Origin of the sequence: Pseudomonas berkeleyensis, from assembly GCF_014109765.1 — a bacterium.
Taxonomy (GTDB): domain Bacteria; phylum Pseudomonadota; class Gammaproteobacteria; order Pseudomonadales; family Pseudomonadaceae; genus Aquipseudomonas; species Aquipseudomonas berkeleyensis.
The window spans coordinates 164,284-190,872 of sequence record NZ_CP059139.1 but is presented as its reverse complement, the minus strand read 5'-3'; the positions used below and the strand labels follow the sequence as shown (position 1 = coordinate 190,872).

Annotated in this window: 26 protein-coding genes; 7 read left to right on the top strand and 19 right to left on the bottom strand. The window is 62.9% G+C overall.

Annotation, left to right across the window (positions count from 1 at the left end):
- Positions 1–40: 40 nt before the first annotated feature.
- Genes HS968_RS00880 through HS968_RS00865 form a run of 4 tightly spaced genes read right to left on the bottom strand, consistent with a single transcriptional unit; the run spans position 41 to position 6,115 of the window.
- Positions 41–1,228 (bottom strand): hybrid sensor histidine kinase/response regulator, encoded by a 1,188-nt coding sequence (locus HS968_RS00880; protein ID WP_182369741.1) that lies wholly within the window; start codon positions 1,226–1,228, stop codon positions 41–43.
- Complete coding sequence (locus HS968_RS00875) at positions 1,222–1,833, bottom strand: chemotaxis protein CheB (protein ID WP_182369740.1); 612 nt, start codon at positions 1,831–1,833, stop codon at positions 1,222–1,224. The genes HS968_RS00880 and HS968_RS00875 overlap by 7 nt, the downstream gene beginning before the upstream one ends.
- Entirely contained in the window at positions 1,830–2,639 is an 810-nt protein-coding gene (locus HS968_RS00870; protein ID WP_182369738.1) for a CheR family methyltransferase, read from the bottom strand. The genes HS968_RS00875 and HS968_RS00870 overlap by 4 nt, the downstream gene beginning before the upstream one ends.
- Complete coding sequence (locus tag HS968_RS00865; protein WP_182369736.1) at positions 2,639–6,115, bottom strand: response regulator; 3,477 nt, start codon at positions 6,113–6,115, stop codon at positions 2,639–2,641. Before HS968_RS00865 ends, HS968_RS00870 begins: the two co-directional genes overlap by 1 nt.
- 148 nt (positions 6,116–6,263) lie before the next feature.
- Here HS968_RS00865 and HS968_RS00860 point away from each other — a divergent pair, with 148 nt between their 5' ends.
- Positions 6,264–6,671: a response regulator gene (locus HS968_RS00860; protein WP_182369734.1), complete on the top strand. Its 408-nt coding sequence runs from the start codon at positions 6,264–6,266 to the stop codon at positions 6,669–6,671.
- A gap of 35 nt (positions 6,672–6,706) precedes the next feature.
- Positions 6,707–7,372, top strand: a complete 666-nt coding sequence (locus HS968_RS00855) for a DUF3313 domain-containing protein (RefSeq protein ID WP_182369732.1) — start codon at positions 6,707–6,709, stop codon at positions 7,370–7,372.
- On the opposite strand, the gene HS968_RS00850 is transcribed toward HS968_RS00855, so the two are convergent.
- Positions 7,373–8,155 (bottom strand): N-acetylmuramoyl-L-alanine amidase, encoded by a 783-nt coding sequence (locus HS968_RS00850; RefSeq protein ID WP_182369730.1) that lies wholly within the window; start codon positions 8,153–8,155, stop codon positions 7,373–7,375.
- Positions 8,152–8,742, bottom strand: coding sequence for a MarC family protein (locus tag HS968_RS00845; RefSeq protein ID WP_106737793.1), 591 nt, complete (start codon positions 8,740–8,742; stop codon positions 8,152–8,154). The genes HS968_RS00850 and HS968_RS00845 overlap by 4 nt, the downstream gene beginning before the upstream one ends.
- A gap of 259 nt (positions 8,743–9,001) precedes the next feature.
- On the opposite strand from HS968_RS00845, the gene HS968_RS00840 reads away from it, so the two are divergent.
- Entirely contained in the window at positions 9,002–10,531 is a 1,530-nt protein-coding gene (locus HS968_RS00840) for a nucleobase:cation symporter-2 family protein (protein WP_182369728.1), read from the top strand.
- A 164-nt stretch (positions 10,532–10,695) separates the two neighbouring features.
- On the opposite strand, the gene HS968_RS00835 is transcribed toward HS968_RS00840, so the two are convergent.
- From HS968_RS00835 to HS968_RS00815, 5 genes are all read right to left on the bottom strand, one after another.
- Positions 10,696–12,588, bottom strand: coding sequence for a GGDEF domain-containing protein (locus HS968_RS00835; RefSeq protein ID WP_182369726.1), 1,893 nt, complete (start codon positions 12,586–12,588; stop codon positions 10,696–10,698).
- Positions 12,589–12,593: 5 nt separating this feature from the next.
- Positions 12,594–13,466 (bottom strand): endonuclease/exonuclease/phosphatase family protein, encoded by an 873-nt coding sequence (locus HS968_RS00830; RefSeq protein ID WP_182369724.1) that lies wholly within the window; start codon positions 13,464–13,466, stop codon positions 12,594–12,596.
- A gap of 19 nt (positions 13,467–13,485) precedes the next feature.
- Complete coding sequence (locus HS968_RS00825; protein WP_182369722.1) at positions 13,486–14,112, bottom strand: thiol:disulfide interchange protein DsbA/DsbL; 627 nt, start codon at positions 14,110–14,112, stop codon at positions 13,486–13,488.
- A gap of 154 nt (positions 14,113–14,266) precedes the next feature.
- Entirely contained in the window at positions 14,267–14,872 is a 606-nt protein-coding gene (locus HS968_RS00820) for a c-type cytochrome (protein WP_182369720.1), read from the bottom strand.
- A 50-nt stretch (positions 14,873–14,922) separates the two neighbouring features.
- Positions 14,923–15,213 (bottom strand): c-type cytochrome, encoded by a 291-nt coding sequence (locus tag HS968_RS00815; protein ID WP_182369718.1) that lies wholly within the window; start codon positions 15,211–15,213, stop codon positions 14,923–14,925.
- A gap of 233 nt (positions 15,214–15,446) precedes the next feature.
- On the opposite strand from HS968_RS00815, the gene yihA reads away from it, so the two are divergent.
- Entirely contained in the window at positions 15,447–16,094 is a 648-nt protein-coding gene (gene yihA, locus HS968_RS00810) for a ribosome biogenesis GTP-binding protein YihA/YsxC (RefSeq protein WP_182369716.1), read from the top strand.
- 412 nt (positions 16,095–16,506) lie between these two features.
- Here yihA and polA read toward each other — a convergent pair whose 3' ends face one another.
- Positions 16,507–19,302 (bottom strand): DNA polymerase I, encoded by a 2,796-nt coding sequence (gene polA, locus HS968_RS00805; protein WP_182369714.1) that lies wholly within the window; start codon positions 19,300–19,302, stop codon positions 16,507–16,509.
- Between the two features lie 75 nt (positions 19,303–19,377).
- Here polA and HS968_RS00800 point away from each other — a divergent pair, with 75 nt between their 5' ends.
- Together HS968_RS00800 and HS968_RS00795 are read left to right on the top strand one after the other, a co-directional pair.
- Positions 19,378–19,662, top strand: coding sequence for a DUF2782 domain-containing protein (locus tag HS968_RS00800; RefSeq protein WP_182369712.1), 285 nt, complete (start codon positions 19,378–19,380; stop codon positions 19,660–19,662).
- A gap of 16 nt (positions 19,663–19,678) precedes the next feature.
- Positions 19,679–20,629: a homoserine kinase gene (locus tag HS968_RS00795; protein WP_182369710.1), complete on the top strand. Its 951-nt coding sequence runs from the start codon at positions 19,679–19,681 to the stop codon at positions 20,627–20,629.
- 252 nt (positions 20,630–20,881) lie between these two features.
- Here HS968_RS00795 and HS968_RS00790 read toward each other — a convergent pair whose 3' ends face one another.
- Genes HS968_RS00790 through HS968_RS00770 form a run of 5 tightly spaced genes read right to left on the bottom strand, consistent with a single transcriptional unit; the run spans position 20,882 to position 24,850 of the window.
- Positions 20,882–21,514 (bottom strand): SCO family protein, encoded by a 633-nt coding sequence (locus tag HS968_RS00790; RefSeq protein ID WP_106737803.1) that lies wholly within the window; start codon positions 21,512–21,514, stop codon positions 20,882–20,884.
- A 12-nt stretch (positions 21,515–21,526) separates the two neighbouring features.
- Positions 21,527–22,426: a heme o synthase gene (gene cyoE, locus HS968_RS00785; RefSeq protein WP_182369708.1), complete on the bottom strand. Its 900-nt coding sequence runs from the start codon at positions 22,424–22,426 to the stop codon at positions 21,527–21,529.
- Positions 22,427–22,445: 19 nt separating this feature from the next.
- A complete protein-coding gene (locus HS968_RS00780; RefSeq protein WP_182369706.1) occupies positions 22,446–23,513 on the bottom strand; it encodes a COX15/CtaA family protein in 1,068 nt (355 codons plus the stop codon).
- 55 nt (positions 23,514–23,568) lie between these two features.
- On the bottom strand, positions 23,569–24,147 hold the full coding sequence (locus tag HS968_RS00775) for a hypothetical protein (RefSeq protein WP_182369705.1): 579 nt from the start codon (positions 24,145–24,147) through the stop codon (positions 23,569–23,571).
- Positions 24,122–24,850, bottom strand: coding sequence for an SURF1 family protein (locus HS968_RS00770; protein WP_182369703.1), 729 nt, complete (start codon positions 24,848–24,850; stop codon positions 24,122–24,124). Before HS968_RS00770 ends, HS968_RS00775 begins: the two co-directional genes overlap by 26 nt.
- 70 nt (positions 24,851–24,920) lie before the next feature.
- Between HS968_RS00770 and HS968_RS00765 the strand changes: the two genes are divergently transcribed.
- Complete coding sequence (locus HS968_RS00765; protein ID WP_119692476.1) at positions 24,921–25,124, top strand: twin transmembrane helix small protein; 204 nt, start codon at positions 24,921–24,923, stop codon at positions 25,122–25,124.
- Positions 25,125–25,141: 17 nt separating this feature from the next.
- Here HS968_RS00765 and HS968_RS00760 read toward each other — a convergent pair whose 3' ends face one another.
- Together HS968_RS00760 and HS968_RS00755 are read right to left on the bottom strand one after the other, a co-directional pair.
- On the bottom strand, positions 25,142–26,029 hold the full coding sequence (locus HS968_RS00760) for a cytochrome c oxidase subunit 3 (RefSeq protein WP_182369701.1): 888 nt from the start codon (positions 26,027–26,029) through the stop codon (positions 25,142–25,144).
- An 11-nt stretch (positions 26,030–26,040) separates the two neighbouring features.
- Positions 26,041–26,589: a cytochrome c oxidase assembly protein gene (locus HS968_RS00755; protein ID WP_182369700.1), complete on the bottom strand. Its 549-nt coding sequence runs from the start codon at positions 26,587–26,589 to the stop codon at positions 26,041–26,043.

Genomic DNA, 26,589 nt, shown 5'->3' with positions numbered 1-26,589 from the left:
TTGCAAGATGCATGAATCCTGACACGTGCAATTTGCACGATCAGTCGTGACGGGGCAGAACCACACTGAAACAGGAGCCTTCGCCAAGCTGGCTGCTCAGCTCGATGCGGCCGCCATGGGCCTGGACGATCTGCTCGCTGATGAACAGGCCGAGCCCCAGCCCCTGGGACACATTGGACCCCGCCACCCGCTCGAACTGCTCGAACACCCGGCGCTGATCGGCCTCGGAAATGCCCATGCCCTGGTCGCGCACTTCGGCGCGCACCACGTCATCCTCTACCTTCACCCGTACCGACACCGGCTTGCCGCCGCCGTAGCGCAGGGCGTTGGTCAGCAGGTTGGCCAGCACCTGCTCGATGCGAAACTCGTCCATCATCACCGGCGCCGGGCCATCCACCTGCAGTTCGACATGACAGCCCTTGCTGGTGAACTGCGCGGCCAGGCTCTCCACCACGCTTCCCGCCAATACGCCGAGGTCACCCGGCTGCGGACGCACGGAGAGCTTGCCGGTGCGGATGCGCGAAACATCCAGCATGTCGTCGATCAGGCGACTCAGGCTGCGGATCTGGCGCTCGTCGCGAGCCACCATCTCGTGCAGCTTATCCGGCGTGAAGGCATCGTCACGGCCCTGTTCCAGGCGCAGCTTGCGCAGTTGCACATCGAGGATCAGGCCATTGAGCGGCGTGCGCAGTTCGTGCGAGGCGATGGACATGAACACATCGCGCATCTGCACCGCCTTCTGCAGCTCGCCCTGGGTCTCGCGCAACTCGGTGAGCAGCGCCTCCTGTTCGCGACGGGCCGCCTCCACCACTTCCAGTTGCATGCTCAGGGCCTTACGGTGGCGATACAGGTCGACGAACATCGCCACCTTGCTGCGCACCTCGAAGGGCGACAGTGGCTTGTGCAGGAAGTCCACCGCGCCGCTTTCATAGCCCCTGAAGGCGTAGTCCATGTCACGGCCAACGGCGCTGACGAAGATGATCGGGATGTGCTTGGTCTTGCCCGTACCGCGCATCAGCTCGGCCAGCTCGAAACCGTTCATGCCCGGCATCTTCACGTCGAGAATGGCCAGGGCGAATTCGTGTTCGAGCAACAGCGACAATGCTTCGTCAGCGCTGCTGGCCTCGAATACGGTGCGATCCTCGCATTGAATCAACGAACGCAGGGCCAGCAGGTTCTCTGGCAGGTCGTCGACGATCAACACCTTGGCTTCAATCTTCCTCAGCATGGCAGGGTATCCAGTTCGGTCAGTAGCGCGCGCATGGCGTCGATGGGCAGGAGAAAGTCCGGTTTCAGCAGCGCCAGCGCCGCCTCCGGCATGGTGGGCACCTGAGCGTCGGAAGGCTCCTGCACCAGAGTCAGACCACCAGCGCGCTGGATTGCCAGCAAGCCAGCCGCGCCATCCTCGTTGGCGCCGGTGAGCAGCGCACCGGCCAACCGCTCGCCATAGGCATCGGCAGCGGACTCGAAGAGGATGTCGATCGAGGGTCGTGAAAAATGCCGCGGCTCCTCGCGACTGAGCGAGAAACTGCGATCGGTTTCGATGGAAAGGTGATAACCGGCCGGCGCCACGTAGACCACGCCACCGCGCAGCCCCTCCTTGTCCTCGGCCTCCTTGGCCGGCAGGATCAGACGGCGCGCGAACAGGTCGGCGAGCAGGCTGTCGTTGCGATCCGGCACGTGCAGCAGGCACACCACTGGCAAGCGGTAGTCCAGCGGCAAGTCTTCGAGCAGCTGCAACATCGCCTCCACGCCACCAGCCGAGGCGCCGATCACCAGCGCCTCCAGCGGGACACGGTGGTGGCCGCGCAGGTTGATCCGTTGTTCGCTCATCGCTTGCGGAAGATCCGCTCGGGACGCGAGACAGCTTCGAACTGCTGCGCGTAGGCGGAGAAATCCAGGCTTTCCTTGCTGCCCAGGCCGAGGAAGCCCCGGTGGCAAAGCGAGTCGTGGAACAGACCGAGGGCGCGATCCTGCAGGTCACGGTTGAAATAGATCAGCACGTTGCGACAGGACACCAGGTGGGTCTCGGCGAACACGCTGTCAGTGGCCAGGCTGTGATCGGCGAAGGTCACGTTGGCGCGCAGCGACTTGTCGAACAACACCCGGTCATAGGCCGCCGAGTAATAGTCGGAGAACGCCCGCTTGCCGCCGGACAGCTGATAGTTCTGGGTATAGGTGCGCAGATTGTCGAGGGCGAAGATGCCCTGCTCGGCCTTCTCCAGCGAATGCGGATTGATGTCCGTGGCGTAGATCATGGTGCGTTCCAGCAGGCCTTCCTCATGCAACAGGATAGCCAGCGAATACACTTCTTCGCCGGTGCTGCAGCCGGCCACCCAGACCTTCAGCGACGGATAGGTATGCAGCAGCGGTACCACCTGCTCACGCAGCGCCAGGAAGTAACCGGGGTCGCGGAACATCTCGCTGACCGGGATGGTGAGGTACTGCAAGAGCTGCATGAAGGCCTTCGGCTCGTGCAGGATGCGCTCCTGCAGCGCCGAGATGGTCGGGCAGCCCAACTGGGTCTGCGCCTGCCGGATACGACGCTTCAGCGAAGCCTTCGAATAGTCGCGAAAGTCGTAGCTGTAACGCAGATAGATCGCTTCGATCAGCAGGCGCAGCTCGATTTCATCGGGCATCACAAGCGCTCCAGCTTGGGCATCCACACGCGGATCAGGGAGAACAGGCGATCCAGATCGATGGGTTTGGCCAGGTAATCGTTGGCGCCGACCTCACGGCAGCGCTCCTGATCATCCTTCATTGCCTTGGCCGTTACCGCAATGATCGGCAGGTTCTTCCAGCGATCCTCCAGACGAATCTGCCGGGTCGCCTCGTAACCGTCCATCTCCGGCATCATCACGTCCATCAGCACCAAGTCGATGTCCTCGTGCTCGCGCAGTTTTTCCAGCGCCTCGAAGCCATTGCGGGCGACCTCGACCACCGCGCCCTTCTGCTCCAGTGCGCTGGAGAGCGCGAAGATATTGCGCACGTCATCGTCCACCAGCAGCAGACGACGGCCTTCGAACAGCTTGTCGCGACTGCGCGCGGTCTTGAGCATGCGCTGATGTTCGCTGGACAGCTCGGCCTCGACCTTGTGCAGGAACAGGGTGACCTCGTCGAGCAGGCGTTCCGGCGAGCGCGCGCCCTTGATGATGATCGAGCGCGAGTACTTGAGCAGCTCGGCTTCCTCGTCACGGGTCAGGTTGCGCCCGGTGTAGACGATCACCGGTGGGAACGAGCAGATGTCCTCTTCGGCCATGCGCCGCAGCAGCTCGTTGCCGAGCATGTCGGGCAGCTTGAGGTCGATGATCATGCAGTCGTACACCGTGCTGCGCAGTTTCTCCAGCGCTTCGCCAGCCAACGCCACGGCGGTGATCTCGATGTCTTCGTCGCCGATCAGGCGGGCGACGCTATCGCGCTGCAGCGGGTCGTCCTCCACCAATAGCACGCGCTTGACCTGCTGGTTGAGCTTGGCCTCGAGCTTGCTGAAGACCTCCTTGAGCTGATCACGGCTGGTGGGTTTGAGCGCATAGCCGACCGCCCCCAGGTGCAGGGCCGCTTCGCTGTGATCCTCCACCGAGACCACGTGAACCGGAATATGGCGGGTCTGCGCATCGTCCTTCAGGCGCTGCAATACGCCGAGACCGGAACCGTCGGGCAAACGCATGTCGAGCAGGATGGCGTCCGGGCGGAACTGTCGTGCCAGTTCCAGGCCTTCATCGGCACAGGTAGCGACCAGGCAGGCGTAACCCAGTTCGTGGGCCAGGTCGAAGAGGATGCGCGCGAAGCGCACTTCATCCTCCACCACCAGCACGCGGCGCCCGCCACGCTCGCCCAGGTGCTCGCGGTCATCGGCGAAAGGCGCCGGCTGACGCGGCGCCGCTGGAGCGGCCACAGGGGTGATGGGTGCGGCAGGAACAGGGAGCGGAGCCGCCACGAACGGAGTTGGCTTGCTCTGGCTGCCAGCGTCCACCAGCCGCTCGGGCAACAGCAGGGTGAACGTGCTGCCTTCACCCGGCGTGCTGCTGACGTCGATGGCGCCACCGAGCAGTCCGGCCAGATCGCGCGAGATGGACAGGCCCAGGCCCGTGCCGCCGTAGCGGCGGTTGGTGGTGCCGTCGGCCTGGCGGAAGGCCTGGAAAATCGCCTCCTGCTGATCGGACGCGATGCCGATACCGCTGTCGCGTACGGCGAAGGCCAGGGCCTTTTCGTCGTGGCGCGAAACACTGAGGGTCACGCCGCCGCGGTCGGTGAACTTGAATGCGTTGGACAGCAGGTTGCGCAGAATCTGCTCGGCGCGCTGGCGATCGGTGAACAGTATCTCCGGCAGGTCGCCCTGCAACTGGATGTCGAAGCTCAGGCCACGCTCGCGAGCCAGCGGCTCGAATACGTCGCGCAGGCCTTCGATCATGCTGGCCAGCGGCGTGCGCTCGGGACGAACCTCGAGCTTGCCGGCCTCGACCTTGGCGATATCGAGGATGTCGTTGATCAGGTTGAGCAGATCGTTGCCGGCTGAATAGATCGACTCGGCGAACTTCACCTGCTCGTCGTCGAGGTTGCCCTTGGCGTTTTCCGCCAGCAGCTTGGCCAGGATCAGTGAGCTGTTCAGCGGCGTGCGCAACTCGTGGCTCATGTTGGCAAGGAACTCGGACTTGTAACGGCTGGCGCGCTGCAGCTCCTCGGCGCGCTCTTCCAGTTGCGCCTGGATACGCCCGAGGGTGGTGTTGCGCTGATTCAGCTCGTCACGCTGGTCAGCCAGCACCTGAGCCTGCTCGGACAGCTTCTCGTTGGTCTGCTCCAGCTCGGCCTGCTGGGTTTCCAGGTGCGCCTGCGACTCCTTGAGCACACGGGCCTGCTGCTCCAGTTCCTCGTTGGCCGCACGCAGCTCTTCCTGCTGGGTCTGCAATTCTTCGTTGAGTTGCTGGGTATTGCCCAGCACTTCCTGCAGACGCTGGCGATAGCGCGCTGCTTCCAGGGCATTGCCGACATTGCCAGAGATGGCTTCGAGGAACTCGCGCTCGCGCGGCTCCAGCACCCGCATGAATGCCAGCTCGATCACGCCGTTGACGCGGTCCTCCGACTGCAGCGGCACCAGGGCGACACTGACGGGCTGGCCTTCGCCAAGGCTGGACGCGACCTTGATGTAGTCCGCCGGCAGGTTGTCCAGACAGACCAGACGACGTCCTTGAGCCGCCTGCCCGACCAGGCCTTCGCCCTTGTAGAAATGCTCCTGCATGGCCTTATCGCCGCTAAAGCCATAGCCGGCCACACGCTGCAGGTTGCCGCTCTGGGCGTCACGCAGATACAGCGCCGCCACTACGCAATCGAGGTATTGGGCGAGAAACTCGAGGGAGCGATCCGCCAGCTCCTGCACCCGTGGCTGGCCCAACAAACGCTCCGCCAGCAGGGTCTGGCCACTGCCAAGCCAGGCGCGGCGGCGCTGCTCATCGGCGTAATCGGCCTGCTTGGCCATGGCCTGCGAATAGGTCTGCGAAAGGTTGAGCAGCTCGCGGCGACCGAACAGTGCCAGCAGCGCACTGAACAGGATAGTCACCACCAGGTAGGTACCGGCGCCCCAGGTCGTGGTGCTGCTGGCCTCGGCATTACGCTGCTGACGCAGCTCGCGCTCGCTGTTGATGAAGCTGTCCAGTTCGCGGCGCATACCGTCCGTGAGGTTCTTGCCGCGGCCACGGCCCACATCGTCGAGGAAGCTATCGCCATTGCGCCGACTGGTGATCACTTCCTGAGCGTACTGATCCCACTGTTCCTGCAGGGCCATCAGGCGATCGAGGCGCTGTATCTGCGGCGGGTTGTCCGCCACGGTCTCGATGAGCTGCTCGGTCAGTGGACGGAACTTGCCGCGGGCCAGCTCATAGGGCGCGAGGTACTCCTCTTTGCCACTGAGCAGGAAGCCGCGCATGCCGGTTTCCATATCGAGGGTCAGCTTGTAAACCTCACTGGCCCGGTTGAGTACCTGATCCGTGTGCTCCACCCAGCGCACCACATTGAGCAGGTAGCTGATCAGCACGGCAAAGATCAGGGCACCGACCAGTCCGAGGCCAAGCGGCAACCCGACGTTACGATTGAGAATTCGGCGAAAACCTTTCTCGTCCATGGCGGACTCATTCGACACTGGGACGTCCATTCGATGATTGTCTCGCTGTTCTTATCTAATAGAGGGAGGCGTGTGGCACACTGACAGCCCGCAGACGCCGAAGTTTGCCAAACATTTGCGTATTCTGCGCGCCGAAACAGAGAGCCCCATGACCGAGACCGACTCCAGCGCAGCAAAGACCATTCTGCTGGTCGAGGACGACGATGTCGTTCGCACGCTCACCGTGGAGGTGCTGCAGGAATTCGGCTACCGCGTCCATGCCCTGCGTGACGGTGCCAGCGCGCTGGAACTGCTGCGTAGCGACCAGCCGTTCGACCTGCTGATGAGCGACATCGGTCTGCCCGGCATGGACGGACGCGAACTGGTCGAAGCCGCACGCCAACTGCGACCCACCCTACCGGTACTGTTCGCCAGTGGCTACAACGAGCGCGAACTGCTCGAAGAGGTGCGCGCCCGCGACACCGCAGCCGCCACTGACAGCATCGTCAAACCCTACGATTTCAAGCTGCTGGCCCAGCGCCTGAGCGAACTGGCGGGCGCCCCGGGCGAGGTCTAGGCTGGAGAAGCCTCACCTGCACAGGAGCAAGGACGATGCGCTCGCTCTCTCTCGCCGCCAGCCTGAGTGCGGCCCTGCTGTTGTCTGGCTGCGCCAGCCAGACCACCCCACCGCAACAGTTCTCCGGCTACCTCACCGATTACTCGCAGTTGCAACCCGCCCGCTCGGCCAGCGGCACGCCGGTTCTACGCTGGATATCGCCAGACTTCCAGGCCGAGCGCTACCCGTCGCTGTATATCGAGAAGCCCTCGTTCTACCCCGAGCCCACGCCCAGCGAGCAGGTCAGTGCACAGACCCTGGAACAGGTGCGCGATTACCTGCACCAGGCCTTGATGCGTGAGATGCAGGGCGGTCAGATGAAGCTGGTCGACACCCCGAACCGGGACAGCCTGGTACTACGCAGTGCGATCACCGGCGTGACGGTGTCCACCGAGGGACTCAAGGCCTACGAGGTGATCCCCGTGGCGCTGCTGATCGCCGCCGCCAGCACGGCCGCCGGCACGCGAGACCGCAATACCGACATCTACATCGAGCTGGAAGCCGTCGACGCGCGCACCAGCGAACCCGTACTGCGCGTGGTACGCAAGGGGCACGGCCTGGCGCTGGAGAACAGTGCGACGCAACTCGGCCTGAACGATCTCAAGCCGGTGCTCGACTCCTGGGCGCGCGATGCGCGCGACTTTCACCCGGCGCTGCAGTGATCAGGCGCCCGCCTGCAGGTTGAGCACCAGCAGGCGCGCGGCGGTTTCGGCATCAGGCTGGCCGTCATAGTTGGCCGGGCGGTATTTCATCTGGAACGCGGCGATGACGTTGCGCGTCGCCTCGTCCAGCTCGCCATGCTGCGGCACGGTGTAGCCCTGGCGCGCCAGCTGCTCCTGGAACCACTGCACGCTCGGCAGGCTGGTGGCGAACAGCGCTTGCTGGCGCGCCACCGCCGCTTCGTTCGGCCATGGCACCAGGCCTTCGTCGGCCAGACGCTTCCAGGGAAACAGCGGGCCCGGATCGACCTTGCGCTGCGGCGCCACGTCGCTATGAGCAATGATCGAGCCCAGCGGCAGCTGATGGCGTTTGACGATGTCCTTGAGCAGCACGATCAGCGTATCGATCTGATCCGGTGAGAACGGCTGCCAGTAGCGACCGGCCGGGGTGTTGTAATAACCCTGGTTGACCAGCTCGATGCCGATCGTGGTGCTGTTGAGCCAGGTACGCCCCTTCCATTCGCTGACACCGACGTGCCAGGCCCGACGATTCTCGTCCACCAGGCGGTAGACGGTCGCCGGCGCATCGCCGATCAGGTAGTGGCTGCTCACCTCGGTCTGCGTCAGCAGGTTGAGCGAACGCTGTAAGTCGGCAGAGGTGTAGTGCAGCACGACATATTGCACGCGGCTGTTCTGGCCGGTGGCGGTGTAGCTGTCATCGATGCGCAGGCCACCGCTGCAACCGGCGAGCAGAACGAGAAAGAGGGCAAGGCAGATCGATTTCATGCGTGACCGAATACGCTTTGCAGGTTGTCGAGCAGCATGTCGACGCTGAGCATGATCAGCAGCATGCCCATCAGCCGCTCCACCGCCGTCAACCCGCGGGTTCCAAGAAAGCGCTGCAGGAACGATGCCTGCAGCAGGATGAATGCCGTCGCCGCCCAGGCCAGGATCAGCGCCAGATAAAGCTCCCAGAGCGGCCCGGTGTGGGTATTGCGCAGGGTCATCAGCACGGCCAGCGCCGAGGGCCCGGCCACTGCCGGGGTCGCCAGCGGCACCAGCATCGGCTCGCCATCCGGCACGTCGCCGAGCAGGCCCTGCGGGCTGGGGAAGATCAGGCGCATGGCGATGACGAACAGGATGATAGCGCCGGCAATCGCCGTTGCCTCCCGCGACAGACCCAGGCCGCTGAGGAATTTGTCACCAAAGGTGAGAAACAGCAGCAACAGAGCCAGGGCGAACAACAGTTCGCGCGCAGCGATCCACAGACGCCGGCGCGGTTCGACGTTCTTCAGCGCGGCGATATAGATGGCGATGTTGCCGAAGGGGTCGGTGACCAGAAAGATCAGCACGGCAATGCTGAAGATGTCCATGAAGCGGCTCCACGTGCGGGGCCCGCTAGTTTAACCGGGTTGGCCCGGCATATTCCTTGCGTTTCGATGCCATAAGCCGGATGCGGGCCAGGACGCAGGTCATATTCGGCATAAACAAGGGCAGGAAGGCTTTTCATGACCGAAATTCGTGCATTCGTTCAGCAGAGCGCCGCCTATCAAAATGTATACAAAGTAGTAGCCAAAATGCCAACAAAGTGTCTACATTGACCGCACAAGAACAACAGCGAGTAGATTCAGCATGACCTCTACCCCTACCACGTCACGCCCAGAGGATGAAAACCTCGGCACGGGCGCCAACCTGCTCTATGGCCTACAACACGTCCTGACCATGTACGGCGGCATCGTCGCTGTGCCTCTGATCGTCGGCCAGGCCGCTGGCCTGTCGTCCGCCGACATCGGCTTGCTGATTGCGGCATCCCTGTTCGTTGGTGGCGCGGCGACCCTGCTGCAGACGCTCGGCCTGCCATTTTTCGGCTGCCAGTTGCCGCTCGTGCAGGGCGTGTCCTTCGCCAGCGTGGCGACCATCGTCGCGATAGTCGGTGCCAATGGCGGTGAAGGGGGTCTACCGGTGGTGTTTGGCGCGGTGATAGGCGCCGCGCTGATCGGCCTGTTGATAACGCCGATATTCTCCAAGATCACCAAGTTCTTCCCGCCCTTGGTGACCGGCATCGTCATCACCACCATCGGCCTGACGCTGATGCCGGTGGCGGCACGCTGGGCCATGGGCGGCAACAGCAGCGCAGAAGATTTCGGCAGCATGGCCAATATCGGCCTGGCCGCCTTCACCCTGGCCACCGTGTTGCTGCTGAGCAAGGTCGGTAGCGCGACCATCTCGCGCCTGTCGATTCTGCTGGCGATGGTGATCGGCACCCTGGTCGCCCTGGCGTTCGGCATGGCCGACTTCTCGCGAATCGGCGAAGGCCCGGTGCTGGCCTTCCCCACGCCGCTGCATTTCGGCATGCCGGTGTTCGAGGCCGCCGCGATCATCTCGATGCTGATCGTGGTCATGGTGATTCTGGTGGAAACCTCGGCAGACATTCTCGCCGTCGGCGACATCATCGACACCAAGGTCGATTCCAAACGCCTGGGCAACGGCCTGCGCGCGGACATGATTTCCAGCCTGGTGGCACCGCTATTCGGTTCCTTCACCCAGAGCGCCTTCGCCCAGAACGTCGGCCTGGTAGCCGTCACCGGCGTCAAGAGTCGCTACGTGGTAGCAACCGGCGGCCTAATCCTGGTGACCCTTGGTCTGCTGCCGATCATGGGCCGCGTGATCGCGGCAGTACCGACCTCTGTGCTCGGCGGCGCCGGTATCGTGCTGTTCGGCACGGTGGCGGCCAGCGGCATTCGCACCCTGGCCAAGGTCGATTACCGCAACAACATGAATCTGGTGATCGTCGCCACCTCCATCGGCTTCGGCATGATTCCCATTGCCATGCCGAGCTTCTATCACCACTTCCCGGCCTGGTTCGAAACCATCTTCCACTCGGGCATCAGCTCGGCGGCGATCATGGCCATCCTGCTCAACCTGCTGTTCAACCATTTCACCGCCGGCAACTCGGATCAGCAGTCGGTATTCGTCGCCGGCACCGAGCGCAGCCTGCGTTATCGCGACATCGCCGCGTTGCATGACGGCGATCACTTCGTCGGGGGCAAGCTGTACGACGCCCAGGGCAACGAGGTGCCGTTGCAGGATGAGGACGATCACGCGCCCCAGTCACGAAGTAGCGCCGCGGGCAGCCCGAGCCCGGCGAAGGCCGTATCGTAGATTGGGTAGCCCCCGCCGCAGCGCACTGCCCTCACATGCAGTACAGATCGTAGGGCGTACCGGGCGGCGATCCGTTTGCGAAGCAGTACGCCGCTGGATTCGTGCGGCGCCCAAGACGGCGGACTGTTCGCTGGCGCTACGAGCGGCCGGCGTTCCGGATCGCCCTACGCTTGCTCGACCCTGTTACGGCCAGCACCCTTGGCGCGGTACAGCGCCTGATCGGCGAGTTCGAACACGGCATCACTGGTCACGCCATCGGTGAACTCGACGATGCCCGCCGAGAAGGTGATGGTCACCGGCTCACCCTTGAAGTGGAAGGGACACGCCTCGATTGCCGCACGCAACGCCTCGAGCAGTTGCAGCCCACTCTCCAGGGGCGTCTCGGGGATCAGCAGAACGAACTCCTCGCCGCCGAAACGCGCGATGAAATCGGTCTTGCGCAGGCGCTTCTGCAGCTCGCCGGCGATGATTTTCAATACACGATCACCGGCCAGATGACCGTAGCCATCGTTGATGCGCTTGAAGTGATCGATGTCCAGCACCGCCAGCAGCAACTGCCCGCCATAGCGCTGGCGGCGCGCAACCTCCAGGTCCAGGCGCTCAGCCCAGGCCGCGCGATTGGGTAGTCCGGTCAGCGGGTCGAGCAGGGACTTCTGCCGCTGCTCCTCGATATGATCGCGAAACTGCTGCGCTTCGCGCTCCATGTCAGCCACGCGCTGCACCAGTCCCTGCAGGCGCTCACCCACTTCTTCCTCGCGCAGGTCACGCTGGCGCTGGTGAGCGCTGACGCTCTGCAGGAGACCATCGAGGCGTTGCTCCAGCGCCTGCTTGAGCGTTTCCAGATCCACGGCCTCCTGCACGCTGGACTGCAGGTCGGTGACCTGCTCGCGCAGCTCCTGATTGAAGCTTCGAGCACGCTCGACAGACTCGCTATGGCCCTCGCTGGCTGCGCTGAGGGTGTCGATGAATGCGGCCAGGCGCTCGTTGAGCTGCTTGAGATAACCGGCAAATTCGCGCTGGCCGCTGTCGGTCACGGCCAACACCAGCACCGCGAGGTCATCCAGCACGGGCACCAGCTCGTACCAGTTCAGTGGCCCGAGCAGGCGCTCCAGCAAGGCGTCGCCTTGCGGCTGATGACGCGGCGGCAGTTCCAGTTCGGCCAGCAGAAGGCGCAGGCTTTCGGCGATGTGCGGCGCGACGGTGCTATAACCGGGCTCGCGATCCGGCAGGGCGAACGCCGCATCGGCACTCGCTTCGTCACCGCCGAGCAGACCAGGCGGTAGCGGCAAGCTGTCGAGTAGCGCGGCCGGTTTCGCGGCGGCAACAGGGCTGGCGGGTGCTGATGTAGCAACCGCGACCGCAGCGGCCGGTTCCAGCGGGGTAAGGGTTGAGACAAGGGCTGGGGCTGGGGCTGGGGCTGGGGCTGGGGAAACCTGCAACGATTCATCCCGTACCGGCAACACTGGCGTCTGCTCAGGCACACCGGCAGGCTCGCTGGCCGCTGCTGGCTCGGCAACAGGAGCCGCAGCGGCATCACTGCGTGTACCGAACAGACGTTGCAACAAGCCGGGTTGCTCCGGCGACGCCGAACGCAACTGATCGAGGGTCTGCCCCTGCAGCTGGCTCAGCTGGCTGAGTACCGCAGGCAACTTGTGAATATGGCTGACGGCTTCTTCCATCTGCCGGCTCAGGGTCTTGAGCGCCTTGCGTACTTCGCGCGGCGGCTCCAGCCGCTGGAGTTGCGCAACCATCTGCTGCAACGCGTTCAGCGCTTCCCCAGCGCGCTGCTGGCGGCGCTGCTCGGAATCCAGCACGGCCTTTTCCAGGCGCGGAATGAGCTCGCCCAGGGGCGCATCCATATCGTCGCGCCGGAGGATTTCGCGCATTTCCTTCATGCACTGATCCACGGCCTTGTCGGTGCCCTCGGCGGCCAGGCTGCTGCGCACCAGGCCACGGCGCAACAGATCCAGGCGCAGATCCCAGCGTCGCTCAAGCTTTTCCTGGTGCTCCAGGCCGCTCAGGTACTTGTCTTTCCAACGTTGGGCTGCGTCGCTCATGCGGCTTATCCGAGAGAAGGCGGGTTCGATATGGGCTTTTGGCCACTACTTTGAGCCTTCGGCAAACGGATTTCCACAGCCACCGGCAGGTGGTCGGAGATTGGTTGGCTCAGCACATCGACCCGTCCCAGTTCGAGCTCCGGGCTGAGCAGAATATGATCGAGGCAACGCTGCGGTCGCCAACTGGGAAAGGTGGCCTCGACCTGTGGCGCCATCAGGCCCAGATCGCGCAGCGGAGAGTTTTCCAACAGGTCGTTGGCGTGAGTATTCATGTCGCCCATCAACACCAGATGGCGAAACTCGCTGACCCGCTCGCGGATGTACGCCAGTTGCCGGGTACGGGTTCGTGCCCCCAGGGCCAGGTGCATCATCACCACACCGAGGGCATGCTCACCCTCACCCAGGCGCAGAAAAATCGCACCACGGCCTGGCGGGCCTGGTAATGGGTGGTCTTCCAGCAGGGTCGGTCGCAAACGGCTGAGCACGCCGTTGCTGTGCTGGGCGAAACGCCCGAGGTTGCGATTGAGCTGCTGATACCAGTAAGGAAAGGCACCTTGCTGGGCCAGGTATTCCACCTGGTTGATGAAGCCCGAACGCAGGCTGCCGCCATCGACTTCCTGCAGCGCCACCAGGTCGAAATCGGCGAGCAGGTCGCCAATACGTTGCAGGTTGCCGGCACGCCCGGCATGCGGCAACACGTGCTGCCAACTGCGCGTCAGGTAGTGATGGTAACGCTGGGTATTGATGCCGACCTGAACATTGAAACTGAGCAGACGCAGCAGGCCGTCAGCGGGCCAGTCGTCGCTCGGCGGGCAGTGCGGGTTGACCTGTGGATCACACAGGCCAACCGCACGGGTCTGTCGCCAGCGGCGCAGCATGTCTTGCGCCAACCGCCGCTTAGAGAGCGGCGCGCTCCTTGGCGATCAGATAATCAGCGACCTTGAGGGTCTGCTGCGGGCCACCGGCCGAACCGATATCGAAGCGATACTTACCGCCGACGATCATCACCGGTACGCCAGTGATCTGGTAGGCCATGGCCAGTTTCTTGGCCTTTTCCATCTGACCTTTGACGGCGAAGGAATTGAAGGTCTTGAGGAAGGCATCGCGATCAACGCCCTGGGTGGCGATGAAGTCGGCGAACTCTTCGGCAGAGGCCAGCTTCTTCTTCTCCTGGTGGATGGCGTTGAACACGGCGTCATGCACCTTGTGCTCGACCTTCATGGCTTCCAGGGTGAGGAATGCCTGACCGTGCACGTTCCAGACCCCGCCGAACAATGCCGGGACGCGAACGAAGTTGACGTCTTCCGGCAGCTTCTCGACCCAGGGGTTGAGTGTGGATTCGAACTGGTAGCAGTGCGGGCAGCCATACCAGAACAACTCGACCACTTCGACCTGGCCCGGCTTGGACACCGGCACCGGGCTATTGAGTTCGACATACTGCTGGCCGGCGACCGGTTCGGCATGGGCAGTGAGGCCGAACAGGCTGCTGATCGCCAGAGCGGCGCCGAAAATCAGGTTACGCATGGGGGTACTCCTTGACTGGATAAGCGTCGCCCTGGTGGCGATTCGAGACTATGACTCGCTACCACTGGGCCGGTTCCGCCCATTGTAGCCATGGCGCATACGAAAAAGGGCGGCCGAAGCCACCCTTTGTCTTGCCAAAAGCAACGGCGGTCTATCAGTGCAGACCCTGGATGAAGCTGGATACGGCTTCAATATCCTTGTTGCTCAGCTTGGCAGCGATGGCGCGCATGATCATAGCGTCGCCGTCGTTGGTGCGGTTACCTTCACGGAAATCGGTCAACTGCTTGGCCACGTACTGGGCGTGCTGGCCACCCAGGTGCGGGAAGCCGGCAGCGGCCAGGCCAGCGCCGTCAGGCGAATGGCAACCGGTGCAGGCGGGCATGCCTTCCTCCAGCTTGCCGCCGCGGAACAGCGCTTCACCGCGCTCGACCAACTTGGGATCGGCAGCACCGACGCTCATCTTCTGGCTGGAGAAGTACGCGGCGATGTCAGCCATGTCCTGCTCGCTGAGGTTGTCCAGCATGCCGGTCATTTCAACGACCTGGCGGTTACCGGACTTGATGTCGTGCAGTTGCTTGAGCAGGTAGCGCTCGCCCTGACCGGCCAGTTTGGGGAAGTTTGGCGCGGGGCTGTTGCCATCGGCGCCATGGCAGGCGCCACAGACAGCGACTTTGCCCTGACCGGCTTCGGCATCGCCAGCAGCCTGCGCCACGCCGGTGAGGCCCAGGGTCAACAGCAGACTCACGAGTACTTTGTTCATCAGCTAATCCAACTACGGCTAAGAGAGAAAGGGTTATCGGCCGGACTTACTCATTCGGTCATCAGCTTGATGACCGCCTGGTAATCCTCGGCCGTGCAGTCCATGCACAGGCCGCGCGGCGGCATGGCATTCAAACCATTGGTGACGCTCTGCACCAGTGTATCCATGCCCTTGGCCAGACGTGGTTCCCATGCGGCCTTGTCGCCTTTCTTGGGTGCCGTGGGAATCTGGCCGTTGTGACATACGCCACAGGCGCGGTCATACACCGCTTGCGGATCCTGAGCAGCATAGCCGTTGAAAGACAGCGTCATGACGGCAGCTGCAAGCAGCATTTTCTTCATCAGATCAACCTCATCAGGGTAGGGAACGTCCTGCTTTCTATCGAGCAGAGATGTAATCGCTCCCAACAATCGGGTTCCTGCGGGTGGGACAAAGCGCACACAAAATCTGCGGCATTATATACTGGCAATGCTGAAACGGAAACGACGCCGCTTGCCGCGCCACCTGGCGTGCAGCAGGTGCGCGGAAATGTCGCAAGCCCTCTCTGCGGATCGAGGCACCACCGGATACCCCCATGCTCCCGAAGAACCCCATCATCGGTCTGTGCCAGCAGGCCAGTTTCCTCATCAGTGCCGCCAAGGTCGATCAGTGCCCCGAGGACAGCGGTCTGGAGGTAGCCTTCGCCGGCCGCTCCAACGCCGGCAAGTCGAGCGCGCTCAATACCCTTACCCACGCCAGCCTGGCACGCACCTCGAAAACACCGGGACGCACACAACTGCTCAACTTCTTCCGCCTGGACGATGAGCGCCGCCTGGTCGACCTGCCCGGCTACGGCTATGCCAAGGTGCCGATCCCACTCAAACAACACTGGCAGAAGCACCTGGAGGCCTACCTGGGCAGCCGCGAGAGCCTGTGCGGCCTGGTACTGATGATGGACATCCGCCATCCACTGACCGAGTTCGACTGCATGATGCTGGACTGGTCGGTAGCCAGCGGCATGCCGCTGCACATCCTGCTGACCAAGGCGGACAAACTGGCCTTTGGCGCGGCGAAGAACGCGCTGCTCAAGGTGCGCCAGGACATTCACAAGCAGTGGGGCGAGGGCATCAGCATCCAGCTGTTCTCGGCGCCCAAGCGCATGGGCGTGGATGAAGCACAGATGGTGCTGGCCGGCTGGTTGGATCTGTTGCCGGAAGAGGATGAAGAAGACGCCGAGGAATGAGTCGTAGGGTGCGCCGCGCGCACCGAGATCGTAGGGAGTACTCGGTGCGCACGGCGCACCCTACGGAGCTGCAGTAATGAGCGCGTAAGCACCCTCTCCCAGAGGGAGAGGGTCATCAGAATGCCGCTCGCGGCAGCTTTTTTTGGGCAAAAAAAACCCCGAGCTTCGTATGGGGAGGGAGAAGTTCGGGGTTCAAGGTCTGAACCGCTAGGGCGGGGTTCAGATGTCTGCCAACACTTAACACAACAAAGGAGCATTGAAGGGCTTAACGGCCATTCATGAACTCTGACCGGGTGGATTTGCGGAAAGTTCAGCACCTTCTTAAAAACCATTTGCCATAAGAAAATGGTTTTTGATTCCCTGAAGCCCTAGAGCCAGAGCGGCCGCGGCTTTGCGCCGCGGCCAAGGCCGATTAGTGCGCCTCGTCCCAATTGGCGCCGACACCCACCTCCACCAGCAACGGCACATCGAGGTTGGCTGCGCCACTCATCAGGCTCTTGATCTTGGCACTGACCTCGTCGATCAGTTCCTCACGCACTTCCAGCACCAGTTCGTCATGCACCTGCAGGATGATGCGCGCATCGATGCCGCTGTCCTGCAACCAGCCGTCCACGGCGATCATGGCGCGCTTGATGATGTCCGCCGCAGTGCCCTGCATCGGCGCGTTGATCGCCGCGCGCTCGGCGCCCTTGCGCATGGCCTGGTTCTGCGCATGGATTTCCGGCAGGTACAGACGACGGCCATAGACCGTCTCCACATAGCCCTGCTCGGCGGCCTGGGCACGGGTGCTTTCCATGTAGGTCAGCACCCCCGGGTAGCGGGCGAAATAGCGGTCGATATAGGCCTGTGCCTCCTTGCGCTCGACGTCGATCTGCTTGGCCAGACCGAAAGCGCTCATGCCGTAGATCAGGCCGAAGTTGATGGCCTTGGCCTTGCGCCGCTGATCGCTGGTGACTTCGTTCAGCAGCACACCGAAGACTTCGGCGGCCGTGGCCTTGTGCACGTCCAGGTCATGGCGGAAGGCGTCCAGCAAACCTTCGTCCTTGGCCAGGTGAGCCATGATGCGCAGTTCGATCTGCGAGTAGTCCGCCGCCATCAGCCTGTAGCCTTTCGGCGCGACGAACGCCTGGCGGATACGTCGGCCTTCGGCGGTACGGATCGGGATGTTCTGCAGATTCGGGTCGCTGGAGGACAGGCGGCCAGTCGCAGCCACCGCCTGGTGGTAGCTGGTGTGGATGCGCCCGGTACGCGGGTTGATCTGCTCCGGCAGCTTGTCGGTGTAGGTGCTCTTGAGCTTGCTCAAGGAGCGGTACTGCATCAGCACCTTGGGCAGCTCGAAGTCCTGCTCGGCCAGTTCTGCCAGCACCGCTTCGGCGGTGGAGGGTTGGCCCTTGGCAGTCTTGCTGATCACCGGGTAGCCGAGTTTTTCGTAGAGGATAACGCCCAGTTGCTTGGGCGAAGCCAGGTTGAATTCTTCACCGGCGATCTCGAACGCCTTGCGCTCCAATTCCACCAGCTTTTCGCCCAGCTCGACGCTCTGCTCGCCGAGCAGCTTGGCGTCGACCAGGGCGCCGTTGCGCTCGATCCGCGCCAACACCGGCACCAGCGGAATCTCGATGTCGCGCAGCACCTTGGCCAGGGACGGCACAGCCTCAAGGCGACTCCACAGCTCCTGATGCAGACGCAAGGTCACGTCGGCGTCCTCGGCGGCGTACGGGCCGGCTTGCTCCAGGGCAATCTGGTCGAAGGTCAGCTGTTTGGCGCCCTTACCGGCGATGTCTTCGAAACGGATGGTGCTGTGGTTCAGGTACTTCAACGCCAGGCTGTCCATGTCGTGGCGGGTGGCGGTGGAATCCAGCACGTAAGATTCGAGCATGGTGTCGAAGGCCATGCCCTGTACCGCAATCGGTGTGCTGGCGTTGGCCAGGACGTTGATGTCGTACTTGGCGTGCTGGCCGACCTTGGCCTTGGCCGGGTCTTCGAGGATCGGCTTGAGCGCCTTGAGTACCGCATCGCGGTCGAGTTGCTGCGGCACGCCCATGTAGGAATGCGCCAGCGGGATATAGGCCGCTTCGCCCGCCTTGACCGCGAAGGACAGACCGACCAACTGCGCCTGCTGGGCGTCGATGCTGGTGGTTTCGCTGTCGAAGGCGATCAGTTCGGCCTGCTCCAGTTTCTTCAGCCAAGCATCGAACTGCGCTTGCTCCAGTACCAGCTGGTAATCACCGCTACTGGCTGGCGCTGGCTCGGCGGCTTCCTCAACGCTTTCACCTGTCGGCTCGGCGAACAGATCACCAGCCGGCGCAGCAGCCTTGGCTGCCAGCGCCTTATTCTGCCGCAACAGATCGTCCAGCCAGTTCTTGAACTCCAGTTCGCCGTACAGCTCGACCAGCGCAGCCTGATCCGGCTCGCCGGGATGCAGCGATTCAATTTCGATATTCAGCGGCACGTCGGTCTTGATGGTCGCCAGTTGATATGACAGGTAGGCCATCTCGCGGTGCTCCTCGAGCTTGGCCGGCAGGCCCTTGGCACCACGGATCGGCAGCTCGGGCACCTTGTCGAGGTTGGCGTAGATCACGTCGAGGCCACCGCCGACGCCAACCAGCAGGCCGAGGGCGGTTTTTTCGCCCACACCGGGTACGCCCGGAATGTTGTCGACCTTGTCGCCCATCAGCGCCAGGTAGTCGATGATCAGCTCAGGGCCGACACCGAATTTCTCTTTCACGCCATCGGCGTCATAGACACTACCGGTCATGGTGTTGACCAGCGTAACGTGCGGGCAGACCAGCTGTGCCATGTCCTTGTCGCCGGTGGAGATGATCACGTCGCGCTTTTCCCCGGCCGCCTGACGGGCCAGGGTGCCGATCACGTCATCGGCCTCTACGCCTTCGACGCACAGCAGCGGTAGACCGAGGGCGCGCACGCTGGCATGCAGCGGCTCGACCTGGACGCGCAACTCGTCCGGCATGGACGGGCGATTGGCCTTGTACTCGGCGAACAGCTCGTCACGGAAGGTGCCTCCCTTGGCGTCGAAGACCACTGCGAAGGGGCTGTTCGGGTACTGCTTGCGCAGGCTTTTGAGCATGTTCAGCACGCCCTTCACCGCTCCGGTGGGCATGCCCTTGGAAGTGGTCAGCGGCGGCAGGGCGTGGAAGGCGCGGTACAGGTACGAGGAACCGTCGACCAGAACGAGGGGGGCTTGGCTCATGCGCGGGATCAACCTTTTCGGCGGGTGCAGCGGTAGAATGGCTGCATCGGTGAAAAACAAAGGAGCAAGATTATCATGGGTACGCTGAATCGCCTGTTGCTGGTCAGCCTTATGGCCTGTCTTCCGCTTGCCGCTCAAGCCGAGGATCCGGTTTCCGCCGATCCCGACGTGACCATTCGCCAGGATGGCGACCGCACCATTCAGGAATACCGGGTCAATGGCTTCCTCTACGCCATCAAGGTGATTCCGAAGAACGGTAAACCCTATTTTCTCGTTCGCGCCGATGGCAGCGATGGCAACTTCGTACGTTCGGACGATCCGGACATGTTGATCCCGTCCTGGGAAATCTTTAGCTGGTAAGTCATTAAGGTCTGATATGTCGGTATTCACCCCCCTGGAGCGTCATGAGCTCGAAGTCTTCCTGTCGCCCTACGGGCTTGGCCGGTTGCGCGACTTCCAGGGCATTGCTGCGGGCAGCGAAAACAGTAATTTCTTCGTCAGCCTGGAGCAGGGCGAATACGTTCTGACCCTGGTCGAACGTGGCCCCGTGACCGACCTGCCGTTCTTCATCGAACTGCTCGACGTGCTGCATGATGCTGGCCTGCCGGTTCCCTATGCCCTGCGTACGCAGGATGGCGAGGCGCTGCGCAGCCTTGCCGAAAAGCCTGCGCTGCTGCAGCCACGGCTTTCCGGCAAGCACGTGCGCGAAGCCAACGCGCACCACTGCCAGGAAGTGGGCAGCCTGCTGGCCCGCATTCACCTGGCCACGCGTGACGCCCCAATCGAGCGCCGCAGTGACCGCGGGCTGGACTGGATGCTTGCCGAAGGCCCGAGTCAGGCGCTGAAACTGCCAGAGACGGAGTTGCCGCTGCTGCGCGACGCGCTGGCTGAAATCGCCGATCTGAAGCCACGCATCCTCGCCCTGCCACGGGCCAATCTGCATGCCGACCTGTTTCGCGACAACGTGCTGTTCGATGGCAATCACCTGGCCGGAGTCATCGACTTCTACAACGCCTGTTCCGGGCCGATGCTCTACGACCTGGCCATCACCCTGAACGACTGGTGTTCGCATGAAGACGGCAGCCTCGATGGCGCTCGTGCCCGTGCGCTGCTCGGTGCCTATGCTGCGCTGCGCCCGTTCACCGCTGCCGAAGCCGAGCTGTGGCCGGCCATGCTGCGGGTGGCTTGCGTGCGCTTCTGGCTGTCGCGACTGATCGCCGCCGAATCGTTCGCCGGGCAGGAAGTGCTGATTCATGATCCGGGTGAGTTCCAGCGACGCCTGGCGCAGCGCCAGCAGGTCAACCTGCCCCTGCCGTTCGCGCTGTAAAGCGACCGACGCAATTCGTAGGGCGGGTTAGCCGCCTGTCTGGCTTTTTCGAAATGCGCGCTGTACCTGCGGCGGCGTAACCCACCATCGGCACAACGCCATCTATCGCCTGGTGGGTTACGCGGCGCGCTGGCTGTATTTGCGCATATGCAATCGGCGCTTTGCGCCGCTAACCCACCCTACGGATCTGCGTGGCCGCGACATCCGTAGGGTGCGCCATGCGCACCAATAACTCTAGCTAGCCGGCGCGCCTTAAGAACCTGAAACCAACCCCGGCAGCTGCGCCGCCAGCTTGGCGTTGTTGATCGGCGCGCGGATGAAGCCACGCTGGGTGCCATCCGGGCCGATGATCACCAGATTGCCGCTGTGATCGACGGTGTAGTTTTCCTTGCTGGTATCAGCAGGGATGTAGGGAATGCTCACCGAGTTGGCGAATTTCTGCAGCGTCGCTTCCTCGCCGGTCAGGCCTTTGAAGCCCGCATCGAAGTAGTTCAGATACTTGCTCAGTTGCTCCGGCGTATCGCGATGCGGATCGACGCTCACCATCACCACGTTCAGTCGCGCACGCGTTTCCTCGGGCAATTGGCCCTGCAGTTGGCGCAACTGGGCGAGGGTTGCCGGGCAAATGTCCGGGCAGAAGGTGTAGCCGAAGAACAGCAGCGTCCAGTCGCCCTTGAGCTGATCCACCACGACTTCCTTGCCGTCCTGATCGATCAGACTCAGCGCTGGCAGGCTACGGTTCTGCGGCAACAGCACGATACCCGCGTCGAGCAACGCCGCCGGATCACCCTGGCCTTTGCTGCTGAGCACCTTGTTGACGGTAAGCCCCAGCACCAGGGCCACGATAGCGACAAGAACAAAAACCGTTGTGTGGGTGCGCGTCATGAGGGCCCTTAGCTAGATATTCAGCAGCAAGTAGTGATCCGCCAGCAAAGCGATGAACAGCAGGAACAGGTACCAGATACTGTACTTGAAGGTGTTGATCGCCGCGTGCGGTTTGCTGTCACGGTACAGCACCCAGGCCCAGTGCAGGAAGCGGCCGCCCAGCAACACGGCGCATACCAAGTAGAGCAGCCCACTCATGTGGATGGCGTAGGGCAGCAGGGTCACCGCGAACATCGCCAGGGTGTAGAGCAGGATATGCACCTTGGTGTAGTGCTCGCCATGGGTGACCGGCAGCATGGGAATGTCTGCCTTGGCGTATTCCTCTTTGCGATGGATGGCCAGCGCCCAGAAGTGCGGCGGCGTCCAGGCGAAGATGATCAGCACCAGCAGCAGAGGTTCGGCACTCAGGTGCCCGGTGACGGCGACCCAGCCCAGCAACGGCGGAGCAGCACCGGCCAGGCCACCGATCACGATGTTCTGCGGCGTGGCGCGCTTGAGAAAGCCGGTGTAGATCACCGCATAGCCGAGCAACGACGCCAGGGTCAGCCAGGCGGCCAGCTCGTTGGTGAACACCAGTAACAGGCTCATGCCGGCTACCGCGAGCAGCAAGGCGAAGGTCAGCGCCGCCACTGGCGAGATGCGCCCGGCGGTAACGGGGCGCTTGTGCGTACGAGCCATGATCGAATCGATACGCCGATCCACCACATGGTTGACCGCAGCCGCCGCGCCAGCGCACAGGCCGATGCCAAGATTGCCGAACAGCAACACCGTCCAGGGCACGCCAGCCCGGGTAGCGAGGAACATGCCGACCAGCGAGGTGATCAGCATCAACATCACCACACGAGGTTTGGTCAGCTCGAGATAGTCACGCCAGGTGGGGTGTTCGGAGTGAGCACGCAGCATGGTCGCCATGGCATTTCTCCTTGTTTCGTTATTTGCCGACCCGTGCCAACCCGGCAGGGGCAAGTTCCGCTCGCGAAACCTTTGCAAGCAGAGGTTCACTCACCGCACTCGCGCCTGCGGAAACTGCACGCAGCCGATAGTTGACCAACACCAGTGTCAGCAGCAGAGCTGCACCACCAGCGTTGTGCGCCACCGCTACCAGCAGTGGCAGATGGAAAATCACGTTGCTGATACCCAGGCTGACCTGAACCGCCAGCGCCAGCAGCACCAGCCCGCCCAGACGCGACAGACTGGCACGGTGCAGACGCCAACTGAGCAGCAACAGCGCCAGCGTGACGAGCAGCGCACCGATGCGGTGGCTCATATGGATGGCCGTACGCGCATCACTGTCGAGCTGGCCGCCCAGATAGTTAGGGCCGATGTGTTGAGTGAGGTGAAAGCCCTTGCCGAAATCCATGGCTGGCCACCATTCGCCATGACAGGTTGGCAGATCCACACAGGCCACCGCCGCATAGTTGGAGCTGACCCAGCCACCGAGCGCAATCTGCCCGATCACCAGCAGCAGGCAAGCTGCGGCCAGCGCACGTAGGCGTCCCGGCAACTGCAGTGGGGCGAAGCGTCCGGACAGGCGCAAGGTGAGCAAGGTCAGCAGGCTCAGCGTGGCGAAGCCACCGAGCAGGTGCGCCGTGACCACCTGCGGCCACAGCTGCAGGGTGACCGTCCACATACCGAATGCGCCCTGCAGGATCACCAGCGCGAGAATCGCCAGCGGCAGCTTCACCGGCTGGGTCGCGTCCTCACGGCGACGCACGGCCTGAATGGCGATGGCGAGGATAACCAGGCCCAGCGCGCCCGCGAAGTAGCGGTGGATCATCTCGTACCAGCCCTTGGCAACTTCCACCGGTGCCTCGGGGAAACGCGCCTCGGCAATGGCCTGCTTGTGTTCGCTCATCGGCACACCGAGAAAACCGTAACAGCCAGGCCAGTCCGGGCAGCCCAAGCCGGCATGGGTGAGACGGGTGTAGGCCCCCAGCAACACTACCACCACAGTCAGCAGGGTGGCGAACAGCGCTAGACGATAACCAGGCTTGTGCATGTCGACTCCTTGAGCACGGGGCATGGCGCCCTGTCGTTATGGACAGGGCAAAGCATCAACCGATCAGGGAAATTTTCAGCAGGTAGCGCAAATCATCGAGAATCGCCTTGCCATTGCTACCCGACGGGTAGCGCAGCACCAGGTTGCCATGCGGGTCGACCAGCCACAGTTGCGCGCCCGGCACGGCTTCAGCGGCCTTTTCATAGGCTTGCAGATCGAGCTGGTAACGGCCGAGCTGTGGGTACTCGCGCTTGAGCGTGGCGTCATAGCCGGCAGGCAGCGGTTCGGCCAGAGCCAGGCCGTGACTGGCGCGTGAAGTCTCGCGGTTGAGACCGATCTGGATCTGCCGCGCCAGGTAAACCAGCTGCTGGCAGTCGGCCTCGCACGCTCCCGGCGTCGTCACCAGAATCTGCCATAGCGGCTCCATCTCGCCCTGCACACCGAGATCGACCAGCGTGCGTCCATCACCGATCAGGACACCGTGGTAGCTGCGCGTTTCCGGCACCCAGAAACGCCACTGGTACATGGCACTGGCGAGGAACATCGGACCGATGGCGATGGCCAGAATGAGCAGAAACTGCAAGCGCCCACGCCCTTTGCGCGGTGTTTCAGGCATGGCGATGGCTGGGTTCATGGCGACCCTCCCGTGCATTGTGAATTCCGAGATAGATAAACAGGCCAAGCAATGCGGCCGCCAAGGCGAACCACTGCACCGCATAACCAAGATGTTTGCTGGGACTCATGGCCACGATTGGCCAGTCAACGCGATAACTGGCGGGCCCTGGCTCCAGACGCGCCTCGAAGGGCAGCCCACCGCGCCCCAGTTGGCGCCACAGGCCTTGCGCCTCGACTTCGGCGACTAGACGTGGCCAGCCCAGGGTTTCCCCGCCCTGCAGGTGCAAGCCACCACCAGGTGCGACATAGACCCAGGCCTGCAGTTGCAGGGCATCGTCAGGTGTCGTGAATTGTGGCGGGGTGCGGCGATCCGGCCAGGGCAGCCAGCCGCGATTGATCAAGACCCAAAGCCCGCTGCGCTGATCGTAGAAAGGTTGCAGCAACTCCACGCCCGCGCGCCCATCGCGGATGCGGTTGTCCAGCAGCAAGCTGTGTTCCGCATCGAAATGGCCCTGCAGCTGGATGCGTCGATAGGCAGGATCCTTACTGCGCTCGAGCTGATCGAGCCCGATGGGCGCAGCCTGGCGACGCGACTCGTAACTGCTCAGCAACGCCTGCTTCTCTTCACTGCGCTGCAGCTGCCAGAACCCCAGGCTCAACAGTCCAGGCAACAGCAGCAGCACCAGAACGCTGGGCAGCCAGCCAGGGCGGAAGCCGCTCATTGCGCGCCTCCGCGAACCGTATGCGGGCTGACTATACTGCGTTGCATCAACCACTCCCCCGGAGTCTCGCATGCTCAAGGCCGCGATCGTCCTCATGTTGCTGGCTACCGTCGCCAGTCTGTTCAGCGGCCTGTTCTTCCTGGTCAAGGACGACAGCCGCGGTACCCGTGTGGTCAACGCCCTGACGGTTCGGGTGGTATTGACCGCCATCACCGTCGCCCTGGTGGCATGGGGCTTCTACTCAGGGCAGATCGTTCCCCATGTCACCTGGTAGCTGGAGCTCATCATTCGTCACAACACGTAGACGAAGATGAACAGCCCCAGCCAGACCACGTCGACGAAGTGCCAGTACCAGGACGCCGCCTCGAAACCGAAGTGTTTCTCGGAGTCGAAATGCCCGCGCATGATGCGCACCAACATCACCGTCAGGATGATCGCGCCCATGGTCACGTGAGCGCCGTGAAAGCCGGTGAGCATGAAGAAGGTCGCGCCGTAGATTCCCGAACCCAGGGTCAAACCCAGTTCGGTATAGGCCTCGATGTACTCCTCGACCTGGAAGAACAGGAACGCCGCGCCGAGCAGAATGGTCGCCGCCAGCCAGGCCTTGAGCGGGCCGCGCTTGTCCTTCTTCAGCGCATGGTGGGCCAGAGTCACGGTGACGCTCGATGACACCAGCAGGATGGTATTGAGCAGTGGCAGGTGCCAGGGATCGATCACCCCGGACGGCGGTACGAATAACTTGGAGTCGGGGTTCTGCAGCAGCGGCCAGCTGTACTCGAATCCCTCCCAGAGCATGTTGCTGACGCCCTTGTCGCCTTCACCACCGAGCCATGGCCCAGCCCAGGTGCGGATGTAGAACAGCGCACCGAAGAAGGCGGCGAAGAACATCACCTCGGAGAAGATGAACCAGCTCATGCCCCAGCGGAACGAGCGATCCATTTGCGGACTGTAGAGGCCGCCACGGCTCTCCTTGATCACGTTGCCGAACCAGCCAAACAGCATGTAGGCGAGGATCAGGCCGCCGACGAAGAAAATCAGCGGGCCGTTGGATTCAGCACGATTGGCCGACAAGTCGTTGAACCAGGTACCCAACCCGAAGACGCTGACCAACAGGCCAAGGGTAGCGATGATCGGCCATTTGCTCTGGGCCGGAACGTAATAGTGCTCGTGACTCGACATTGTTGTTCTCCTTATGGAGCCTGTGCCACTGGCGGTTTGCTCGCAGTAACATCGAACAGCGTGTAGCCCAGCGTCAGGTGCTTCACGTCTTGCGGCAGGTCACGGTCGACGATGAAGCGCACTGGCATCTCGATGCGCTCGCCCGGCTGCAGCACCTGCTGGGTGAAACAGAAGCACTCGGTCTTGTGGAAGAAGGCCGCCGCCCGCGATGGCGAGACGCTGGGGATGGCCTGCGCCGTCATCGGGTGGTCGCTGGGGTTGTAGGCCACGAACAGCATGTCGCGCGGCTCGCCCGGGTGAACCACCATCTCGTCCGCTTTCGGGCCGAACTCCCAGACCATCTCGGCCGAGTTGGTGGCGAGAAACTGCACGCGCACCTCTCGAGCCACGTCGATCATCTGCTCGCCCTGATAGGCGCCTGCCGTCTTGCCATTGATGCCGAACACCCGACACATGGCGTCGTAGAACGGCGGCAGGACGAAGATGCCGAAGCAGAACATCACCACCACCACGATCAGCAGACGGGTAACCAGGCGACGAGTCGCGATGACCTCGCTCAC

Bases quoted from the DNA above. Each gene is read 5' to 3' on its own strand.
- HS968_RS00880 (WP_182369741.1), bottom strand. From the start codon at position 1,228: ATGCTGAGGAAGATTGAAGCCAAGGTGTTGATCGTCGACGACCTGCCA.
- HS968_RS00875 (WP_182369740.1), bottom strand. From the start codon at position 1,833: ATGAGCGAACAACGGATCAACCTGCGCGGCCACCACCGTGTCCCGCTG.
- HS968_RS00870 (WP_182369738.1), bottom strand. From the start codon at position 2,639: ATGCCCGATGAAATCGAGCTGCGCCTGCTGATCGAAGCGATCTATCTG.
- HS968_RS00865 (WP_182369736.1), bottom strand. From the start codon at position 6,115: ATGGACGAGAAAGGTTTTCGCCGAATTCTCAATCGTAACGTCGGGTTG.
- HS968_RS00860 (WP_182369734.1), top strand. From the start codon at position 6,264: ATGACCGAGACCGACTCCAGCGCAGCAAAGACCATTCTGCTGGTCGAG.
- HS968_RS00855 (WP_182369732.1), top strand. From the start codon at position 6,707: ATGCGCTCGCTCTCTCTCGCCGCCAGCCTGAGTGCGGCCCTGCTGTTG.
- HS968_RS00850 (WP_182369730.1), bottom strand. From the start codon at position 8,155: ATGAAATCGATCTGCCTTGCCCTCTTTCTCGTTCTGCTCGCCGGTTGC.
- HS968_RS00845 (WP_106737793.1), bottom strand. From the start codon at position 8,742: ATGGACATCTTCAGCATTGCCGTGCTGATCTTTCTGGTCACCGACCCC.
- HS968_RS00840 (WP_182369728.1), top strand. From the start codon at position 9,002: ATGACCTCTACCCCTACCACGTCACGCCCAGAGGATGAAAACCTCGGC.
- HS968_RS00835 (WP_182369726.1), bottom strand. From the start codon at position 12,588: ATGAGCGACGCAGCCCAACGTTGGAAAGACAAGTACCTGAGCGGCCTG.
- HS968_RS00830 (WP_182369724.1), bottom strand. From the start codon at position 13,466: ATGCTGCGCCGCTGGCGACAGACCCGTGCGGTTGGCCTGTGTGATCCA.
- HS968_RS00825 (WP_182369722.1), bottom strand. From the start codon at position 14,112: ATGCGTAACCTGATTTTCGGCGCCGCTCTGGCGATCAGCAGCCTGTTC.
- HS968_RS00820 (WP_182369720.1), bottom strand. From the start codon at position 14,872: ATGAACAAAGTACTCGTGAGTCTGCTGTTGACCCTGGGCCTCACCGGC.
- HS968_RS00815 (WP_182369718.1), bottom strand. From the start codon at position 15,213: ATGAAGAAAATGCTGCTTGCAGCTGCCGTCATGACGCTGTCTTTCAAC.
- yihA (WP_182369716.1), top strand. From the start codon at position 15,447: ATGCTCCCGAAGAACCCCATCATCGGTCTGTGCCAGCAGGCCAGTTTC.
- polA (WP_182369714.1), bottom strand. From the start codon at position 19,302: ATGAGCCAAGCCCCCCTCGTTCTGGTCGACGGTTCCTCGTACCTGTAC.
- HS968_RS00800 (WP_182369712.1), top strand. From the start codon at position 19,378: ATGGGTACGCTGAATCGCCTGTTGCTGGTCAGCCTTATGGCCTGTCTT.
- HS968_RS00795 (WP_182369710.1), top strand. From the start codon at position 19,679: ATGTCGGTATTCACCCCCCTGGAGCGTCATGAGCTCGAAGTCTTCCTG.
- HS968_RS00790 (WP_106737803.1), bottom strand. From the start codon at position 21,514: ATGACGCGCACCCACACAACGGTTTTTGTTCTTGTCGCTATCGTGGCC.
- cyoE (WP_182369708.1), bottom strand. From the start codon at position 22,426: ATGGCGACCATGCTGCGTGCTCACTCCGAACACCCCACCTGGCGTGAC.
- HS968_RS00780 (WP_182369706.1), bottom strand. From the start codon at position 23,513: ATGCACAAGCCTGGTTATCGTCTAGCGCTGTTCGCCACCCTGCTGACT.
- HS968_RS00775 (WP_182369705.1), bottom strand. From the start codon at position 24,147: ATGAACCCAGCCATCGCCATGCCTGAAACACCGCGCAAAGGGCGTGGG.
- HS968_RS00770 (WP_182369703.1), bottom strand. From the start codon at position 24,850: ATGAGCGGCTTCCGCCCTGGCTGGCTGCCCAGCGTTCTGGTGCTGCTG.
- HS968_RS00765 (WP_119692476.1), top strand. From the start codon at position 24,921: ATGCTCAAGGCCGCGATCGTCCTCATGTTGCTGGCTACCGTCGCCAGT.
- HS968_RS00760 (WP_182369701.1), bottom strand. From the start codon at position 26,029: ATGTCGAGTCACGAGCACTATTACGTTCCGGCCCAGAGCAAATGGCCG.